Genomic DNA, 18,064 nt, shown 5'->3' with positions numbered 1-18,064 from the left:
ACTTTTAGGGAGGAATACGATGAAAAGAGTTGATGAAAGAGATACAATGTTTGCAAGAGCTCAATATCAAAAAGGAAGTAAAGCTTATGAGGATTATTATAGTAGAAACCCAGAAAAGAAAGCTATCGATGATAGTATAAGACGAAGACCCAATCTCTGTAGTGAGGGTACTAATACTTACAACCCATTAAACTCTCCTATGGCAAGTTGTGCCTTTGAATTTTTAGAGGATATAAGACATTTATCTGAGGGTAAGGTCAATCCAGAAAAGGTTCAAGGTAATAAGAAAATTATAACAAAGCGAATAAAGGGCCTTGCTAAAAAGTATGGTGCTAAGCTAGTAGGAATAACAGAGCTTAAAGATTATCATTTTTACACTCATAGAGGTAGACTTGAAGAATTTTACGGACAAAAAATAGAGATAAATCATAAATATGGCATAGTTTTTGCAGTTGAAATGGACAAGGATATGATAAATAGATCACCTATGCTGCCAGAAGTTATAGAAACCTCTAAGTGCTATGTAGATGCGGCTATAATAGGTATGATACTCAGCTATTATATTCGTAGTCTAGGTTATGAAGCTAGAAATCATATGGATGCAAATTACCTGCTGATGCCTGTATTAGTAGCCAAAGATGCTGGACTTGGCGAAATAGGTAGAAATAATTTGCTCACTACAAAGGAGTACGGATCTAGAATTAGACTAGGAGTTGTTTCCACCAGCTTAGAACTTGAAGTTGATGAAGAGATTTCTTTTGGACTTGAAGATTTTTGTAGGCTTTGTAAAAACTGCGCTGGTACATGCCCTTCTAAATCTATTTCAAGTGAGCCTTATAAAGAGAGCAATGGATATTTAAATTGGATTATTGAACAGGAAACCTGTTACATTAGGTGGAGACAATATGGAACTGACTGTGGTATTTGCATATCTAGTTGTCCATTTAGCCAACAAATGGAATCTATAAAAGCGGTAGATACTTTTAAAAATAATGAAGCTGTTATTGCAACTGTTCTTAGTGAATTTAGAAAAAAATATAGAACAAGACCCTTTGTTCCTGGAAATCCAGATTGGCTTCGTTAAGTTATCAACCTGTAAATTTTGGGTAAATAGCAAGCTCAAGACAAGTCTCTCGCAATGGGGTTACTGTCACCAGTTGAATTTAGAAAATGAAAACTTTGAAGAACAATGATAGGAGTACTAAGATGAGTATAGAGTTATTGTTGCAAGAAATATCTGCAATATCAAAAAAATATGAACTGTTAAATCAGAAGACAGGAGGATATTTTAATATCTTTAATATTGCCAATATTACAACAGACGAAGTGAAAATTTGCAGAGTCCTGTATGAGTTACTTTCTCCAAAAGGCAGCCATTATCAAGGTAGTACGTATTTAAATTCTTTCATCAAATTTGTTCTTAATATTGATATATCAGAGAAAGAACTTTCGTCAGCAAGGGTTTTTAGGGAGTATGTTATAGATGAAAAGCGTAGAATTGACTTGGTAATAGAAACTTCAGAACGGTTCATTCCTATTGAGGTAAAGATTTATGCAGGAGATCAGGAATACCAATGTTTTGACTATGCGAAAAAGGCAAAGAACTCAAAAGTATATTATTTAACTCGATTTGGGGACAATCCAAGCGAATACAGTGCAAAAGGGCTTACCAAGACAGATCATGGGTATGAAGAAGTTATTACAATTTCTTTTGCTTATGATATTTTAAGATGGCTTGAAATGTGTGTAAGTCAAAAAGAAACTTTGAAAATTGCTTCTATCCGTGAAGTGATTTTACAACTAATGGCAGTAATTCGCCAGTTTACAGATCAAATGGAGGACGAAAAAGAAATGGAGATTAAAGAAATATTAATGAAATCTTCTGATAACATAAGAAGTGCAATTGCTATACAAAGCAGCTTAGACGGGGCAAAGACATCTCTTATTGAAAAGTTGTTTAAGGTAATCGAGGACAAAGTAGGTTTAGAAAAGTTACACAATGAATATGATTATGAATTTGATAATTCTAAAAAAGTGTTTAACTTTTATAATCACAAATATTCAACATATCCTGGAATTAGCTACATTTACAAGTCAGGTGTAGATGTGGATACAGATATTTGGGTACGAATTGAAATAGATTATAGGATATACATTGGATATTGCTGCCCTGTAAATGGGAACGGTGAAAAACAGCCATTAAATGACGAACAAATTGAAAAAATTTTAAAAGTTGCCCCTTGTGTGGATAATTGGTGGGCATATTGGGAATATGCTCCTAGTGATAACGAAAATGATTGCCCTGATTTTAAAAAATTAAACGAACCATTTATCAGCTTATTTGATGAAAGTAAATTTGATGATTTTACTACACTTTGTGCAAGTAAAATTAAAGAATTGTTAAGTAGATAAAATTAGCAATCTCAGGCAAGCCTTGGCAAACACCCCAGAGGTGTAAGTTTTGGAGATTTGTCAAAGAGGGATTTATTGAAATTAAGAACAAATGTTTGTATAATGTCTGGTAAAATAGACCATACTATATTTATGAAAGCTTGAAAGGGGATATACTATGGTTTATTCATGTATAGAAAATGATTATCCTTTAACTTTAGTAAAAGAAGAAGGCAACAATTATGGAAAGAAAAAAGAAAGAAAGTTTCATCTTCAAATGGATAAAATTTTAAAAAGGCTGTTTACCTTAAAAAATACTAATAAAATTACCGGAGCCTTATCTTATTGTTTTAGAAGAGGAGATGTATATTCCTGATAATATATATTTAGAGATAGGAATTCCTAAACAAAATACAGTTACATATACTTGCAAGGTGTTGAAGTATTATACTTATAATATAGATACATTGCAAAAGGAAAATATGTACCTATTACTGCCGCTACAAATATTTAAATTAAGAAAGAAAATGTATCAAATAAGCAGTAGCAGTCTACCTATTGAAAAAAAGAAAAGTAAAATGATTGCTGTATATAATCAGTTGAAAATAATTATAGAAGATACTTTAAAAGCTATAGATTTATCGTATAATGATAATAAGATAACATTAGAAGATTATGATGAAATGACATCTGCAATAGAAAATATTAATTCCTATTTTTTAGGTATGTACGGAAAATATACAGATTTTGATGAGGAGGTTAAGGAAACGGTAAAGAGCTTTTATGATCCTAAGGTTGAAGAAAGAGGCATACAAAAAGGAATTCAGAAGGGAAAGATGGAAGGCAAAATAGAAGGTAAAATAGAAATAGCAAACTAAAGTGTTGAGTTGCACTTTGGTTTGCTATTTTTGCTTTTTTGAGCCTAATGTTAACAGACAAGTTATGTTGAGTATTTTAGAAAAGTATTTTGTAGATATAGCTACATGGAATAGACCTAGCGGAGGATTCTATATTTGGTTAAAATTAAAAAAAGCAATATCACTAAAAAAGATTTTTGAGAGTTGTTGTAAAAATAGAATTGGAATTATTTCCTATTACATATTATAATTTATACATAAGTTATAGACAGGGGGATGAGTATGAAAAAAAGATTACTAATATCTATTTCTGTTGCTGCTGTATTTTGTATAGTATTTTTAATATCAAATGTTGTAAAAGCAGCAACATTACAAGATAGGTTATGGGGAAATGATAGGTACCAGACTAATTGTAAAATTGTAGATTCAGGGTGGACATCGTCACAATATGCTGTAATAGCAAGCGGAGAAGGCTTTGCGGATGCACTATGTGCTGCTCCTTTAGCTGAGCAGTATAAGGCACCTATACTTTTAACTGGCAAGGATGCTTTAAGTATAGAAAGCAAAGACCAGCTATCAAAACTTAAAGTAGAAAAAGTGTTTATCATTGGTGGAACTGGAGTTATATCTGATAATGTAAAATCTCAAATAGAAAGCATGGGCATTGAAACCACTAGAGTATATGGACAAGACAGATTTGAAACATCTATAAAGGTAGCCAAAAATTTAAAAAGTGTAAATGGAGTGGTAGTAACCAATGGTTATGGATTTGCAGATGCTTTGTCTATAGCTCCAGTAGCGGCACAAAAAGGAATGCCAATACTACTTACTGACAAGGATGATTTACCTGCGGTAACTAAGGAGTTTTTAGCAGATAAGTCTTTTAATGAAAGTTATATAGTTGGGGGAACCGGAGTTGTAGGAATTAAGATAAATTCATACTTGAAAAATCCAGTAAGGCTTGAAGGATTAAGTAGATATGAAACAAATGCAGCAGTATTAAATTATTTTACTGATAAGTTTAACTATGACAAAGTTTATGTTGCTTCAGGTGAAAGTTATCCGGATGCACTATCTGGCAGTGTATTGGCGGCTTCAAGTAATTCACCTTTAGTCTTAGTTGGTAATTCCATTGATCCTTCAGTAATGGATTCAGTAAAAGCTAAGCAAGACAAATATAACAATGTAATAGTTTTAGGTGGTACTGCAGTAGTTACAGATGCAGCAGTAAATGATATTGCAACTGGAGTTGTTACATCTGAAACAATGGAAAGGATAAGGAAGACAGGAAAACTTGTACTTGGAACTTCTGCAGATTATCCGCCGTATGAGTTTCATAAGTCAATAAATGGAAGTGATGAAATTGTTGGTTTTGATATAGAAATTGCAAAACAAATTTCAAAGGACTTAGGTGTTCAACTGGAAATAAAAGATATAAAGTTTGATGGACTGCTAGCTGCCTTAGATCAAGGAAAAGTAGATTTAGTTATATCAGGAATGAGTCCAACTACAGAAAGGCAAAAGCATGTAGAGTTCTCTAATATTTATTATAAAGAGGTCCAAACCATAGTTGTACGAGCTTCAGATAAGAACATGTTGAGGTCAACTAGTGACTTCAAGGGTAAAATTCTAGGAGTTCAAAGAGGAAGTATTGAAGAAGTTATAGCCAAGGAACAAATTCCAGCTGCTCAACCTATGGTTTTTACAACGATATCAGACTTAGTTTTGGCACTAAAAAATTCCAAGGTAGATGGAGTGGTTCTTGAAGAACCAATTGCCAAATCAAATGTGGATGCAAATAATGATATAGTTATGTCTGATATAAAACTTAGTAATGAATATGCAGGCTCTGCAGCAGTAATGAAAAAGGGAAGCATAGATTTAGTAAAAGAAGTAAACAAGACGTTAGATAGATTAAAGAATAATAATAGTATAGATAAATTTGTCTTAGATGCTAGTGAACTAATGACTTATTAGACTCTGCAAACAGCTAAAGTAAGGGTAAAATGCATTATCATTAAAATTTCTAGAAGTAAATAATTCTGTGATTTTAATTGATGAACCAGAAATATCACTGCATTCCCAGTGGCAATAGAAGAAAAGGGGTTTAGATAAAAAGTATCTTCAATATGCTAGAGAAGTGTCAAATGGAAATAAAGAATTAGCTCAAGTTGTTCTTAATAGTGTACTTGATAGCAAAGTTGAAAGAGATACAAATAGAAAACATGACAGTGACTTTGAAGCGGAAGTTTATGATGAGTTGACTAAAAGAGGATATAAGGTAGATACACAGGTAGGAGTATCTGGATATAAGATTGATTTGGCAATAATCAATAGTAAACAAATAAAGTGGAGTATTTTCATTATACCGACCAAAAAGAGAGAATGGTATCCATATGTAAAGTATTATAATAAAAAATAAATTTAAGTTTTAATTATATGTTTATTTGATATAATTAAAATAAGATAAACATTATTCTTTAGGAAATCTTGTAATAGATACTGTTGCAGCTAATGCAAGAAAATATCAAAACAGGCTGTGACACAATCACCTTGCTCACAGCTTGTTTTATGCATAAGTTTTTCTAGTCCACCATAAAATCTGCATCTATATTATTATTTTTAAGCTTGTCTACAACTAAAACAGCAGCCCTAAAGGTCTTTTTAGTACCATTATAAGTATTGGCAACATGAAAACAGGTAGGTTTGTTATAAAACTTACAATAATTCATCTTACTTAGCTGTTTTTTAAAGCTTCCCAGGGTTAGTACTTCTATATCTAAATTATGATCTTTACAGTATTTCAAAAATCTATCATAGAAAACAGTATAATTTAGTCTAAGTACCTTATCACCATCAGAGTCTTTTACGCAGTCATAGTCAGCATCTCGAGTAAGCTCACCATTTGCAGCCATTCTGCTGAAGGTTTCAAGAGTAATATCCACCACACTTTTACTTTTAGTGTTGTCCTCTAAAAGTTCTTTTATAACAGAAGTTTTAAGTGCAGTTTCTATATCTTTAGAAGAATAACCTGTGGCTTCTTTAAAATTAAGTCCTATGTCTGTAAATACATCCATTAGAAGAGCTAGACCTAAAAGACCATTGGTTATAGATTGTTTAATTCTTTCATTATGTATATTGTCACCAGAAAATTTCTTGTAAAACATATTATAAGTAGTTTTTAGATTTTCTTCACTCATTTTTAATCCTCCCATCAATAAGCTGTTTCCAAGTTTAGATAATAAAGAACTGTTTTCTTTAAGATTAATAAAATTCTTTTTAGCAGACTTATTTAAGTTAGATGTAGATAAAAATATTTTAAGGCTTCTTTCAATTATTTTTGTTTTTTTGTAATAGTTGTAATTAATAAAAGGGAGGCTTTGTTTTTAGGGAGGGAGAAGGGTTACAGTTTGTTGTAAAGGTGGTGTAATTGGCGTAAAATTTATTAATAGAAAGGAGAACTACATACAGAAAAGAGACTGTGATATCTAAGAAAAGATCAGATTAAAGATATCCAGAGACGTAGCTGCTCTAATATTAGATTCCGCAAGTAAACCAAATTAAAAAGCTAATACTTAAAATTAAGCATTAGCTTCGAATTTACTAACTATATCCAAAATATCGGTACTCTAATTTTGACACCTATCTCCTGATAGGTGGGTGTCAGCATAGATGTTTCTATCGCCTTCAATGCCGTAAAAGGGCTCACAAGAAAGTACATATCCTCATCTAACTATCGGACTCCCTAAGCTTAAGTGTAGGTTCAAAATAAGAGCTTAACGAATATCTCAGAAAATATAATCTATGTATATCGTACACCCACTGTCGACAATTAATCTACTGGCGTTACAGATCTAGTTAGCTCAAATCAGGTTGATCCACGGCACTCAGAAGTGATTACTTACCGCTGCTTCCTTCCGGATCTGACGGAGTTCATAAGCTTCTGCCGCATGGGACCCAATTCTCAACACCACTTTGATCAGACTGACCCAACAGACTAAAGCCTATAGGGGGAATTCCATCCTGCTATAGCGGATTGCAGGTTACAGGGCACCGCTAACTCCCCATGTAGCACGACTAAGCATTCGTAAAGAATGTTTGTTGTTTCTTGATGTAACTATAATAGCATGTTTAATGTCTCAATTCAAGAGATACATAGTTGGTAATTTGCTTCCGAAAAAGTAAAACATTCACCAACTAGCATACTGTTTAATGCTTTTTTTAAATAAATGATGATGATGTATATAATAGTTTTGTGGAGTTTTATTCTAAGGTAATTGTTAAGATAGAACAAATGTTTATATAAATTCGGAAAATTATACCAATACCATATATAAGAAATATTTAATATAATCAAAGGAGAAATAATATGCTAAGGTACAATTATAATCTAGCTCCAAACATTGATTTTATAAAGGAAGAGGATGAAAAAAACTATCTTGAGCATGATGTTGGCTATAAATATATATTTTCTCATAAGCCTACATTTATTGAGCTTTTGAGAAGTTTTGTTAAAAAAGATTGGGTAAACCTAATTAATGAAAAAGATTTAGTTTTACTAGATAAATCCTATATACTTCCAGACTTTAAAGAAGAAGAATCTGATATAGTATGCAGAGTAAACATAGAAGAGATAGGTGAAAAGCAGTTGCTAAGAAGGCTCAAAAAAAGTATATTTATATTAAGAAAAATAACACTAGAACAGTTTATTATATTTCATTGTAAATTATAGCAAGCTCAGGCAAGCCTTCGCAAACACCCCAGAGGTGTAAATTTTGGAAATTTGGCAATAATCAATAGTAAATAAATAAAGTGGAGTTTTTGGATTATGCCGACCAAAAATAGAGAATGGTATCCATATGTAAAGTATTATAATAAAAATAAATTTAAGTTTTAATTATATGTTTATTTGATATAATTAAAATAAGATAAACATTATAGAGAGGATTTATTTTATGATACCTTTTAAAGAAGAAATTGAAAAAATAAAAAATCAAATAGTCCAATTATATAATCCGTATGAAATAATACTTTTTGGTTCATGTGCTAGGGGAAGAGCAAGGGAAGATAGTGATATAGATATATGTATAGTATTAGATTTTGAAAATAAGAGAGAATTACTTATAGATTTAACGATGAAAATAGAAAGTATCAGAGAGATTGATTTTATAGTATATACAAAAAGTTCATGGGAAAGAAACATAATGGATACAGCATCCTTTGCTAGTTTAATCCAGAAAACGGGAGTGAAGATTTATGGTTGATACATTAAAATATAATGAATGGTTCATAATGGGAGACAAAGATTTGAAGGGAGCAAAAATTCTTTATGAGTATGATGGCGATTTGGGACTTGTATGTTTTCATCTTCAACAAGCAGTAGAGAAATATATAAAAGGATTTTTAGTATATAAGACTGGAATGTTACAAAATGGACATAACCTATTTAAATTGTGCAAAGTAGCCTCAAATTATGATAAAGAGTTCAACCAATTCTTGAAAGATAGTGCTTTTCTAAATGCTTACTACATAGAAACAAGATATCCAGCAGAGGATCCATTAGTGGCAGGAAAAGAAGATGTTGAAGAATCACTAAAAATAGCAGAAAACATAATTGAGTATATAAAGAAAATAGAAATTGAAAAAGTACAGTAAAATATGGCCCCAAAGCTTAATTAGTAAGGTTGTAACCTTCAACAAATCTCCTTTCTAATTAAGCATAAGTTTTTCTAGTCCACCATAAAATCTGCATCTATATTATTATCTTTAAGCTTGTCTACAGCTAAAACAGCAGGCCTTCGCAAACACCCTAGGGGCGTAAGTTTTAGGATGATAATACTAAACATATTATATTATTAAATTTATATCTGTTTCTAATAATTTTATAGCTTCTTTAACAATTAATAATCCTTTTCTTAAGTCATCAATACTTTCTGGTCCACTAATAGATAGTCTAATTGCGTTTTTGTTTGGGTGGGTACCTACAGAAAAACGCTTTGATGAAAATACTTGAACTCCTTTTTCTAAACAAGCTATTTCAAGATCTTTATCAGAAATAGCTTGCGGTAGTATTAAGTATCTAAAAAAGGATGTTTCATTTGGAATTATGTGATAGTCATTAAGTATATAATCAACTAGGCGATTACGCTCTTTAATTTTTGAAATTTTTGATGAAATTAGTTCATCGTATTTTGATGAATTTATTATCTGAGATATAATTTCTGCATTTATTGGAGAGGCCATCCATGTAAAATTGTTAACTCCATGAATCAGTTGTTTTAAATATCTTTGTGGTGATGCAATATATGAAATTCTAAAAGTTGAACTTATAGATTTACATGTACCATGTATATAAATACTCTTTTCAGCGAGATAATAACTTATAGGTTTAATTTTATCTTGTACTGTAAAACTATATGGATTATCTTCAATTAATAATAGATTATTTTTTTCAATAATTTTAGCAATTTCCACTCTCTTTTTAGTGTTCAATCTAGCAGTTGTAGGGTTATGACAATCGGGAATCAAATATATGCCCTTTACAGCTTCTCTTTTACAAGTTCGTTTTAATTCATCTATATCAATTCCATCTTCGTTAGTTTTAACTGGCACAAGTATTATGCCAAAGAACTTTGAAAGACTTATAAAACCTGTATAAGTATATTCATCAACTATTATACGGTCACCCTTATCAAATAAGCTTGCCAATATTACTGCCATAGCATTTTGTGTTCCGGAAGTTATAATAATTTGTTCTGGTGAATATTGAATACCAAGTCTTTTGAGCCATTTTGATGCTATATATCTATGCTTAAGATGCCCCTCTGGTGGTGCATATCTTAAAGCTAATCCGTAATCTAAGTTTTGGTATAGATCTTTTAAATAGGGTTCGACGATTTTATTAACTTCATATAATGGGAGAACCATTCCCATTTCTATAACGTTTGAATTAGTACAAATTCCAAGTACATTTTGTGGTACTCCTGCATAGCAACTAACAAAGGTACCTTTCCCAATAATTCCTTTTATTAATCCCTTTTCTTCACATAACTTATAAGCACGAGTTACTGTACCATGATTAATACCTAAATAGTTAGCAATTACTCTCTGAGGAGGTAATTTAAAACCACCCTCTAATATGCCTTTTTCAATGTCTTCTTCTAAGCAATTGGCAATTGAAATATATATAGGTTCGTTTTTTTCTTTAATAACCGGAATCCATGTAATTTCATTGCCGTAATTATCTATCATTCAATCACCTTCTTTATTGTACTAGATACAATTTTAACATTGTATTAATAAATAAACAAATGTATAGTTAAATTATGTTAATAATTAAGGGGAATCCTTATTATGGTAAAGAAAAAAGTTTATGAGCCCTATGTTGGATAAAATACGAAATTATAATTTCGAAAGTGATTTGAAATTGGTACATGGTTTAAGAAATTAATTAGAGGAGAGATCATTGATGAAAAAGTATGGTTATAAAAAAATTGATGCATTTACTAGTAATAAATCTTTAGGAAACCCAGCAGCTTGTATTTATCTTAAAGAAAATGAAAATTTATCACATAGTAAGATGCTAAATATTGCAAAGGAACATAAAGGGTTTGTTTCAGAATTTGTATTTTGCAGTAGCTCATTAGAGGCAGACTGTAAGTTAACATATTATTCTTCAGAATGTGAAGTTGATTTCTGTGGTCATGGAACAATTGCCTGTATGTATGATTTAATTAAAAATACAGAAAGTTTATTATTTAAAAGTGAGATTTTGATGGATACAAATAAAAAGGGGATTTTAACTGTTTATAATGAATTAAGAGATCAAGATGCTGTTTATATAACTGCACCAAAACCAATTTATATAGGAACAAATATAACGGCTAAGGAAGCAGCAGAAAATTTAGGAATATCAGTTGAAAGTATTTCAGATAAATATCCTATTGATTTAATTAATGCAGGTTTACCAACACTAATAGTACCTATATCAAATTTAAAGGATGAGATTAATATTTTTCCGGATATAAAAAAGTTGGAAGAATTTTGCAATAATAATGGCATGGATATTATATTAATCTACTCAACAGAAGTGAAAGATAATAAGAATATTGCACATACAAGAGTATTTTCACCTAAGTTTGGATATCTGGAAGATCCAGCGACAGGTTCAGGTAATAGCGCCTTTGCCTACTATATGCTTAAAAATAATATGTGGGACGGAAACCCTGTATCTATAGAACAAGGTGGAATTGATAGGATATTTAATATTGTTAAGCTAGCTACTAAAGGAAGTAATGTTATTTTTGGTGGAAGTGCAACAGTTAAAATTAGTGGAGAATATTATTTATAATATACACAACATTCTTAATTAAGTTTTATGATATAATTAATAAAAAAATATAGAAATGAAGTCAGTTAATGGATATTGAGATAATAATAAATACATATGGTATGTATGTTTTTTAATTATGCCTTAAAATTATCTTGTCATCCACATATAGCAGAAGATTTAGTCCAGGAAACATTCATTAGTGCATGGCAAAATATTGAAACCTTGGACAATCCCAATGCAATTAAGGCTTGGTTGCGAAAAATATGCTTTAATAATTTTCTAATGAAAGAAAGAAAAAGCAAAGCTTATAGTGAATTACCTTATGATGATATTAATTCTCTTGAGAAAGAAGGATATTTATTTGTGAACAATCCTCCAAAACCTGAAGATGAGGTAATTGTAGAGGAAAGTATCCGTGAACTACAAAATGGTTGCTTTCTTGCAATGGTAAGGCGCCTTACACTGCATCAACGAATAGCATTCTCATTAGTTTTACTATAAAAGAAATTTTGAGTTAGTTGAAATTTGCCTTATATTAAATATAGTCAGTATGAAATTAGCAAAGGCATATTCTGTTTGCACAATAAATACAGATATAAAAGGAAGCTATATTTAAAGCGAGGAGAGTATGAACAGTAAAAATTTATTTCTTAAATTATATACGACAGAAAGAGAAGAAGGAATTCTTTTGACAAAAAAAGTATTAAAGCTTTCAACTGAAGGATATACAATAAGTCAAATAGCGAAAGAGTGTAATATATCAGAAGATCAAGTGAAAAAGATATTGGAATAGTGTTATAATATTTGATAAGTCAATGCAAAATTGAAAAGGAGGCTTTTGGTCTGTTTCTAATGGGCTAAAAGTTTTTCACTTTGCATGGGGTGTGGGAACGCAAATAGATTTTTGTGTAAATTCAAATCTATTTGCGTTCTTTTTGTATAGTGTAGCTGAGATAGATGATGAACTATGGAAGCTTTTATTATGTACTATAACAAGCGAAAGTAATTTAGTAAAGGAAAATGATGATTTTTATCTATTACTGCCATTACAAATATTCAAATTAAGAAAGAAAATGTATCAAATAAGCAGTAGTAGTCTATCTATTGAAAAAAAGAAAAGTAAAATGGTTGTTGTATATGGAAAGATAATAATCTTCAAATTAAATGTGCAAGAGAAGCTGTGAAACTTATCATTGATGAAGAATACTCATGAACAGATTATAGAATCTGAAATTTTTGAACAAGTTCAAACAGAAATAAAACGCAGGAGCAATATTGAGATTATTAATGGTAAGGCAAGGGGAAAAGGAACACACTATAGTACAAAAAGAACTAGCCATGATTGAATATATCTGTTATATTTGATTTTGTGTGAGCGATAAAATAAGTTGGATATTTTGATTATCTTTTAATAAATAGATATTCAAACACTTAGGAGAGGAAAGTGCATCTGTGAAAAAATTGAACAGATGCAGAAAATTATTATGAAAAAATTAAATGATTATTTATACTCAGGCGATACCGTTCTTAGGATTTTAAAGAGATATGCTGATGATTTGAAACAGTCGGCGAAAGAAACTCATAATCAGATTGATCTTGTGCACTGTAATTTTCTACTTCAAATTGCGGAACTTTGGCAGCACAACGATTTTCTGACTTCGCAGTCTCAGCGAATTCGAGAATTCTATAAATTTATGGCAAATGAATATCCTTTTCTTGCATTTACTTTTAAGGGACGAATTAAATCTCTGATACGCGCGGAAGCAAAATTTAACGGATATATTGTGGAATATATTTACAAGTATTACATTGAACAGGGCAATTACCCTTCTCTTCCTGAACTGAAAAACTGTTTAAACTGTTTTCGGGACCTGATTGCATACAGAATCGTGATTTCTCTTCCAAAATGTCATCTGAAAGAAGGGGAGAGTTGCGAAGATGAAGAAATAAAATATTTATATGATGTTGCCAACCAGTTGCTTGGTTTCCTGGAGGAACGTGGATTTACCGCAGAACTGTCTTCTTTAACCGGTCAGAAAAAATCGCCCTTGTTAAAAGAGAGCGTAAGTCCGTACTATAGAGATTATATTGCAAATTCAGAGTCTAGTGGCTATCGTTCACTGCATATAACATTTTATGATAACATTTCCCGTTCTTATGTGGAAGTACAACTTCGTACAAAAGAAATGGACGATTTTGCTGAGATTGGTCCTGCCAATCATTTAGGTTACGAAAAACGCCAGGAAAGTGAAAGAGCTAGGCGCGATGCAATTCCAAAAGGAGAAAATATTTATTTTGATGATGCATATGAAAGAGGTATCATATTGCATCAGCTTGAATTATCAAAAGTGGATGTAAATATGTTTTCAGCAGTGAATAATTCCCTTATTAACGATGGCTGTGGCCTCTACCGCGGAAGACTTATTCTTCCCTATGAGCATCTTTCAAGATTCCAGAATGACCTTGTTGATTAGTAAGTTCGAGACAAGTCTTTCACAATGGTGTCTGACCCCATTGCAGGAACTGCAAGTTCCTGCTTGCTATGATATATAGACCAGATATAAAGTATAGAGGCTATTTTGGAAAATATGTAAAGGAAGCCAAGATGGGGAGAAAGGGAATTTGGGGCATTGGGTAAGGATAAAAACTTGAAAGAGGTATAGCATGGTTTATTTATGTAGAGAAAATGATTATTCTTTGACCTTAGTAAAAGAAGAGGTTAATAACTATGGAAAGAAAAAGGAAAGAAATAACTATTCAGGATCTAGTGAAACTTAACTATCAGTTAAGTTTTTAATGGTATATTTAACCATAAGTCCATTGGTATCTGCTAGGAATTAAGCTATACTATAGATATAGGGCCCTATAATAAAATATGGAGTGATAAAGAGTGGGTAAATTACTAATAGGTGATGTTATTTATAGATTGAGAAAAGAAAAAGGGATTACACAAGATCAACTAGCAAATTTTATTGGTGTATCTACAGCAGCGGTATCGAAATGGGAAAGTGAGATTTCATACCCGGACATAACATTATTACCAATACTTGCAACCTTTTTTAACGTTACTATTGATACGCTTTTAAATTTTAAAATTGAGCTTTCAGACGAGGAAGTTATGAATATATTTAGTGAATGTGAGAAGCTTTTTAGTAGTGGTGAATTAAATAATGCTATAGATATGAGTAAGAAATATATAGCTAAATATCCTCATAGTTATTATTTAAAGCTTAGAATAGGGTTTTTGTTTAATATGTATTCTTGGAAGTGGATGGATGAGGAAAAGTGTAAAAAGGTAATGGGATATTCTATTCAATTATTTGAAGATGTATCTCAAAATTGTAGTAAAGTGGAGTTAGTGGAACAAGCATTATTTCAGTTGGGTGCATATTATCCTGTAATAGGAGAAGAAGATAAGGCAATAGAAGCTTTAAATAAAATTCATAAAAGTGAGCTAGATCCTAACATTTTGTATAAATAAAGATAGCAAATTTCAGCATTGTGTAAGGTGAATTGTAAAAATAAATATGGTATTCTATTTTCAATATGTAATTGATTACATGTTGGGTTTTTTATACATCAGAACGTATTATAAAAACGCTGCAAGAAGGTTACTATGCAAATTTATTAATAGAAAGGAGAACTACATGTTGAAAAATTTCAGTATATCTGAAGTAATGGATTCCCTTGGTGTTAACAAATTTACCTGGAAAATGTTTTTCCTTCTTGGCCTCGCTATGGTGTTTGACGGCTATGATTATATGATTGTATCCTACACAATGCCGCAAATAGCTAAAGAGTGGGGCTTAAGTGCAGTAGCTAAAGGTAGCTTGTCTTCTTGGAGCCTCATTGGTTTAATTTTTGGAGGTGCACTCTCAGGCATCATTTCTGATAAAATTGGAAGACGGAAGACATTAGTGGTGGCTATTGGATTATATTCCCTTCTAACTATTCCAATATATTTTTCTAATAGTTTTACGATTTTTGCACTTTTCCGTATATTTGCCGGAGTGGGACTAGGAGCATGTATTCCAGTTGTAACCACTACTTATTCCGAATCTACGCCAACAAATAGACGAGCTATTTTCATAACCTTTGGAATGGCATGGATGATTGTCGGTTGGGTAATTGCTGGTCTAGTTGCTACTGCTGTTGTTCCTGCGTTTGGCTGGAGGCTTTGTTACTTGATTGGCGGTATTCCATTCTTATATTCCATTTTCTTGTACTTTAAAATGCCTGAGTCAGCTTATTGGTTAGCTAATAAAGGATATAGGGAAAAAGCGGTTAAAGCTCTTCAAAGTATTGAATTTACTGCAATGGGTAAATCTACTGATTGGGATATTGAGGCATTGGTTATTCCACCACCACCTAAAGAAGCTGGACCAAAAGCGCTCTTCTCTAAAAGATATATTGGAATTACTATCGGTATTTGGATAATGTATTTTTGTGGTTGTTTTATTGTTTATGGCATCAATGCCTGGCTGCCTTCATTGATGTTAGAAAAGGGTTTAAAGATGTCTTCGGCTTACGGACTGGCAATCGCTCAGAATGCAGCTGCTGTAATTGCTAATTGTTCCACTGGTTTTGTAGCTGAAGCGGTTGGCCGTAAAAAGAATCTTATAATTTCCTTTTTTGTTGCCGCTATCTCTGTTATCATTATGGCAAACATAGGCGGTGGTTTTGATACTATTCTAGCTGCGTGTATTTTCTTGGGTTTTGCTGTCAATTATTCCATTACAGCGATACAACCTCTAATGGCAGAGGCTTATCCAACAGAATTCAGAAATACCGGTGTGTCTTGGTGTCATGCATTTGGTCGAATCGGTGGAGCCAGTGCACCAATTGTTGCTGGTATAGTCATTGGGATGGGAAAAGGATACGCAGTATCGTTCATGTTTTATGCTATTCCAGCAGTTTTAGGTCTATTGGCGGCGATTTTCCTAGTGAAAAAGGAAACCAAAGGAAAATCCCTTGATGAACTTGCCGAAGGAGATTTTAAATAAAATATTTAAAAATATCTAAGTGTTTAAAATAAAGGGGTAAACTGTACCCTGTAAGATAGACACAGAAAAGAGGCTGTGATAAAGTTGAAAAAATATAGGATACTAGGAAACATGAAAAAAGAGGGCCAATGATAAATGAAGTGGGGAACATATAGTTTAAGTTAGCTTAGACATATATGTTCTTTTTATTTTCTTTGTTTAGTTTATGTATTATTCTAACTAATTTTAGATTATAATGCACAATTGACGATGCAATAAGTTTTCGTTATAGTTCGACAAGCATCTATAAATTTTTTCTATTTGAAAGCAAACTAAATTACCCTTAAAATAAAATGGAACTAATCTATGGGTAATAGTTAATAAAGAAACATATTATTATATTTTGATTGGGAGGAATGGGGAATGAACTTTAGGAAAAAAGCAATTATTGCAGCAGTACTATGTATGAGCATGATAGGAGCTGTTGGATGTAGTTCCAAAAATAGTGGAGGAGACTCAGCTGGTTCTCAAAAACAGGAAGAGAAGGCAAAAGCACCTGATGAAGTAGCTGGTGTATCACTAAAAAATCCTATAAAAGTTGATAAGGAAGCTGGTACTATAACTGTACTTAGTCAAGTAAATGGTAAGTATTTTACAGAGGTAACTCGTCACGCTTCAGTATTTAAGGATGGATCTAATGGAGCTAAGTCTGTACTTACTGCATATGCAAATCCAGAACAATTCTATAATGCACTTATAGAGATAGGAGCTAAGCCAGGAAACAATATGACCCCTGATAATGCTACAACTACTAAAGTTGAAGGTACAGCAATTAATCTAAAGGTTACTTGGAATGGTGCTGGTAAGGAATATGATGTTAACGAAGTTATTAAAGATAGCAATGGAAAGAAAATCGCCTTCAAATTTGGAGGAAACCTAGATAGAGCTAAAGCTAAGAATACTGGATGCCTATCTTGTCTTGATAGTTGCCCAGTTGGTATAATATCTAACTCTACTTACACTTATGGTTCAGTAGAAAAAACTAAAGAAGTTAAATTTACTGGAAATCAAGACATACTTCCAAAAGACGGAACTTATGTAGCTACAATATATTCAATTGCCAAATAGTGTAGCTTACGTTTTAAATTTGTATGGGATTGCCATACAGAATAATTTAGGAGGTTAATTGATGAGAAAACTAAGATTGCTGCTTTACTATACTACTACAGGTATAGCACTAGGCTTTCTTATAAATATGTTACTGTTCTTTAGCGTAGCATATGAAATGATGATAGGACTAGGGTTAGTAATGTATATTTTTACAGGCTTTGGACTTATGGTCGGTATTGCTAAGAAAAGACTAGATTGGAAGCATTCATTTTATGTTATTGAATTAATAGCTATACTGATAGCTTTATTGACAGGAAGACTGCAACAATTTCTTTATATTACGAAGGAAACACTATTGCTTACAAATCCTGTATCAGAGATACAACCTATTT

General features: G+C 31.8%; 19 protein-coding genes, 2 other RNA genes and 1 pseudogene. 18 read left to right on the top strand and 4 right to left on the bottom strand.

The window, feature by feature from the left end:
• Positions 1 to 19: 19 nt before the first annotated feature.
• The 6 genes from CLMAG_RS29680 to CLMAG_RS29650 all read left to right on the top strand — a co-directional run bounded on the left by CLMAG_RS29680 (position 20) and on the right by CLMAG_RS29650 (position 5,670).
• Positions 20 to 1,084 carry a 4Fe-4S dicluster domain-containing protein gene (locus CLMAG_RS29680; protein WP_066631104.1) on the top strand — a complete coding sequence of 355 codons (1,065 nt, stop codon included), beginning with the start codon at positions 20 to 22 and terminating at the stop codon, positions 1,082 to 1,084.
• Positions 1,085 to 1,206: 122 nt separating this feature from the next.
• Positions 1,207 to 2,412 (top strand): PDDEXK-like family protein, encoded by a 1,206-nt coding sequence (locus CLMAG_RS29675; RefSeq protein ID WP_066631102.1) that lies wholly within the window; start codon positions 1,207 to 1,209, stop codon positions 2,410 to 2,412.
• Positions 2,413 to 2,569: 157 nt separating this feature from the next.
• Positions 2,570 to 2,767: a hypothetical protein gene (locus tag CLMAG_RS29670; RefSeq protein ID WP_066631100.1), complete on the top strand. Its 198-nt coding sequence runs from the start codon at positions 2,570 to 2,572 to the stop codon at positions 2,765 to 2,767.
• Positions 2,754 to 3,269, top strand: coding sequence for a hypothetical protein (locus tag CLMAG_RS34085; protein WP_066631097.1), 516 nt, complete (start codon positions 2,754 to 2,756; stop codon positions 3,267 to 3,269). The genes CLMAG_RS29670 and CLMAG_RS34085 overlap by 14 nt, the downstream gene beginning before the upstream one ends.
• A 261-nt stretch (positions 3,270 to 3,530) precedes the next feature.
• Positions 3,531 to 5,225: a cell wall-binding repeat-containing protein gene (locus CLMAG_RS33355; RefSeq protein WP_082832151.1), complete on the top strand. Its 1,695-nt coding sequence runs from the start codon at positions 3,531 to 3,533 to the stop codon at positions 5,223 to 5,225.
• Positions 5,226 to 5,388: 163 nt separating this feature from the next.
• Positions 5,389 to 5,670: a hypothetical protein gene (locus CLMAG_RS29650; protein WP_066631092.1), complete on the top strand. Its 282-nt coding sequence runs from the start codon at positions 5,389 to 5,391 to the stop codon at positions 5,668 to 5,670.
• A gap of 163 nt (positions 5,671 to 5,833) precedes the next feature.
• On the opposite strand, the gene CLMAG_RS29645 is transcribed toward CLMAG_RS29650, so the two are convergent.
• From CLMAG_RS29645 to ffs, 3 genes are all read right to left on the bottom strand, one after another.
• Complete coding sequence (locus CLMAG_RS29645; RefSeq protein ID WP_066631090.1) at positions 5,834 to 6,448, bottom strand: primase-like DNA-binding domain-containing protein; 615 nt, start codon at positions 6,446 to 6,448, stop codon at positions 5,834 to 5,836.
• Between the two features lie 406 nt (positions 6,449 to 6,854).
• Positions 6,855 to 7,046: non-coding RNA, 6S RNA (gene ssrS, locus CLMAG_RS29640), on the bottom strand.
• A 13-nt stretch (positions 7,047 to 7,059) separates the two neighbouring features.
• Positions 7,060 to 7,325, bottom strand: an RNA gene (ffs, locus tag CLMAG_RS29635) — signal recognition particle sRNA large type.
• Positions 7,326 to 7,617: 292 nt separating this feature from the next.
• Here ffs and CLMAG_RS29630 point away from each other — a divergent pair.
• The 3 genes from CLMAG_RS29630 to CLMAG_RS34075 all read left to right on the top strand — a co-directional run bounded on the left by CLMAG_RS29630 (position 7,618) and on the right by CLMAG_RS34075 (position 8,903).
• On the top strand, positions 7,618 to 7,980 hold the full coding sequence (locus tag CLMAG_RS29630; protein ID WP_066631085.1) for an Rpn family recombination-promoting nuclease/putative transposase: 363 nt from the start codon (positions 7,618 to 7,620) through the stop codon (positions 7,978 to 7,980).
• A gap of 223 nt (positions 7,981 to 8,203) precedes the next feature.
• On the top strand, positions 8,204 to 8,512 hold the full coding sequence (locus CLMAG_RS34080) for a nucleotidyltransferase domain-containing protein (RefSeq protein ID WP_066631082.1): 309 nt from the start codon (positions 8,204 to 8,206) through the stop codon (positions 8,510 to 8,512).
• Positions 8,505 to 8,903, top strand: a complete 399-nt coding sequence (locus tag CLMAG_RS34075) for a HEPN domain-containing protein (protein WP_066631076.1) — start codon at positions 8,505 to 8,507, stop codon at positions 8,901 to 8,903. The genes CLMAG_RS34080 and CLMAG_RS34075 overlap by 8 nt, the downstream gene beginning before the upstream one ends.
• Before the next feature lie 192 nt (positions 8,904 to 9,095).
• On the opposite strand, the gene CLMAG_RS29615 is transcribed toward CLMAG_RS34075, so the two are convergent.
• The gene (locus CLMAG_RS29615) at positions 9,096 to 10,499 is read right to left on the bottom strand and encodes an aminotransferase-like domain-containing protein (protein ID WP_066631074.1); all 1,404 of its coding nucleotides are present in this window, start codon (positions 10,497 to 10,499) and stop codon (positions 9,096 to 9,098) included.
• A gap of 217 nt (positions 10,500 to 10,716) precedes the next feature.
• Here CLMAG_RS29615 and CLMAG_RS29610 point away from each other — a divergent pair, with 217 nt between their 5' ends.
• The 9 genes and pseudogenes from CLMAG_RS29610 (at position 10,717) to CLMAG_RS29580 (ending at position 17,690) form a co-directional block, all read left to right on the top strand.
• Positions 10,717 to 11,598 carry a PhzF family phenazine biosynthesis protein gene (locus CLMAG_RS29610; protein ID WP_066631066.1) on the top strand — a complete coding sequence of 294 codons (882 nt, stop codon included), beginning with the start codon at positions 10,717 to 10,719 and terminating at the stop codon, positions 11,596 to 11,598.
• A gap of 105 nt (positions 11,599 to 11,703) precedes the next feature.
• Positions 11,704 to 12,081 (top strand): RNA polymerase sigma factor, encoded by a 378-nt coding sequence (locus CLMAG_RS29605; protein WP_242873185.1) that lies wholly within the window; start codon positions 11,704 to 11,706, stop codon positions 12,079 to 12,081.
• Positions 12,082 to 12,208: 127 nt separating this feature from the next.
• On the top strand, positions 12,209 to 12,373 hold the full coding sequence (locus CLMAG_RS31340; protein WP_242873184.1) for a helix-turn-helix domain-containing protein: 165 nt from the start codon (positions 12,209 to 12,211) through the stop codon (positions 12,371 to 12,373).
• Between the two features lie 91 nt (positions 12,374 to 12,464).
• Complete coding sequence (locus tag CLMAG_RS29600) at positions 12,465 to 12,764, top strand: hypothetical protein (RefSeq protein ID WP_066631064.1); 300 nt, start codon at positions 12,465 to 12,467, stop codon at positions 12,762 to 12,764.
• A gap of 12 nt (positions 12,765 to 12,776) precedes the next feature.
• The gene (locus CLMAG_RS32855) at positions 12,777 to 12,926 is read left to right on the top strand and encodes a hypothetical protein (protein ID WP_161487066.1); all 150 of its coding nucleotides are present in this window, start codon (positions 12,777 to 12,779) and stop codon (positions 12,924 to 12,926) included.
• 138 nt (positions 12,927 to 13,064) lie between these two features.
• On the top strand, positions 13,065 to 14,054 hold the full coding sequence (locus tag CLMAG_RS29595; RefSeq protein WP_066631126.1) for a nucleotidyltransferase family protein: 990 nt from the start codon (positions 13,065 to 13,067) through the stop codon (positions 14,052 to 14,054).
• Between the two features lie 416 nt (positions 14,055 to 14,470).
• Positions 14,471 to 15,052 (top strand): annotated as a pseudogene (locus tag CLMAG_RS29590) (helix-turn-helix domain-containing protein); the annotation flags it as partial.
• Between the two features lie 178 nt (positions 15,053 to 15,230).
• Positions 15,231 to 16,583, top strand: a complete 1,353-nt coding sequence (locus tag CLMAG_RS29585) for an MFS transporter (RefSeq protein WP_066631123.1) — start codon at positions 15,231 to 15,233, stop codon at positions 16,581 to 16,583.
• A gap of 402 nt (positions 16,584 to 16,985) precedes the next feature.
• Positions 16,986 to 17,690: a YdjY domain-containing protein gene (locus tag CLMAG_RS29580; protein WP_066631062.1), complete on the top strand. Its 705-nt coding sequence runs from the start codon at positions 16,986 to 16,988 to the stop codon at positions 17,688 to 17,690.
• Positions 17,691 to 18,064: the final 374 nt, after the last annotated feature.

Origin of the sequence: Clostridium magnum DSM 2767 (assembly GCF_001623875.1) — a bacterium.
In the GTDB taxonomy this organism is placed as follows: Bacteria; Bacillota; Clostridia; order Clostridiales; family Clostridiaceae; genus Clostridium_AM; species Clostridium_AM magnum.
This window is presented reverse-complemented; position numbering and strand designations above follow the sequence as displayed.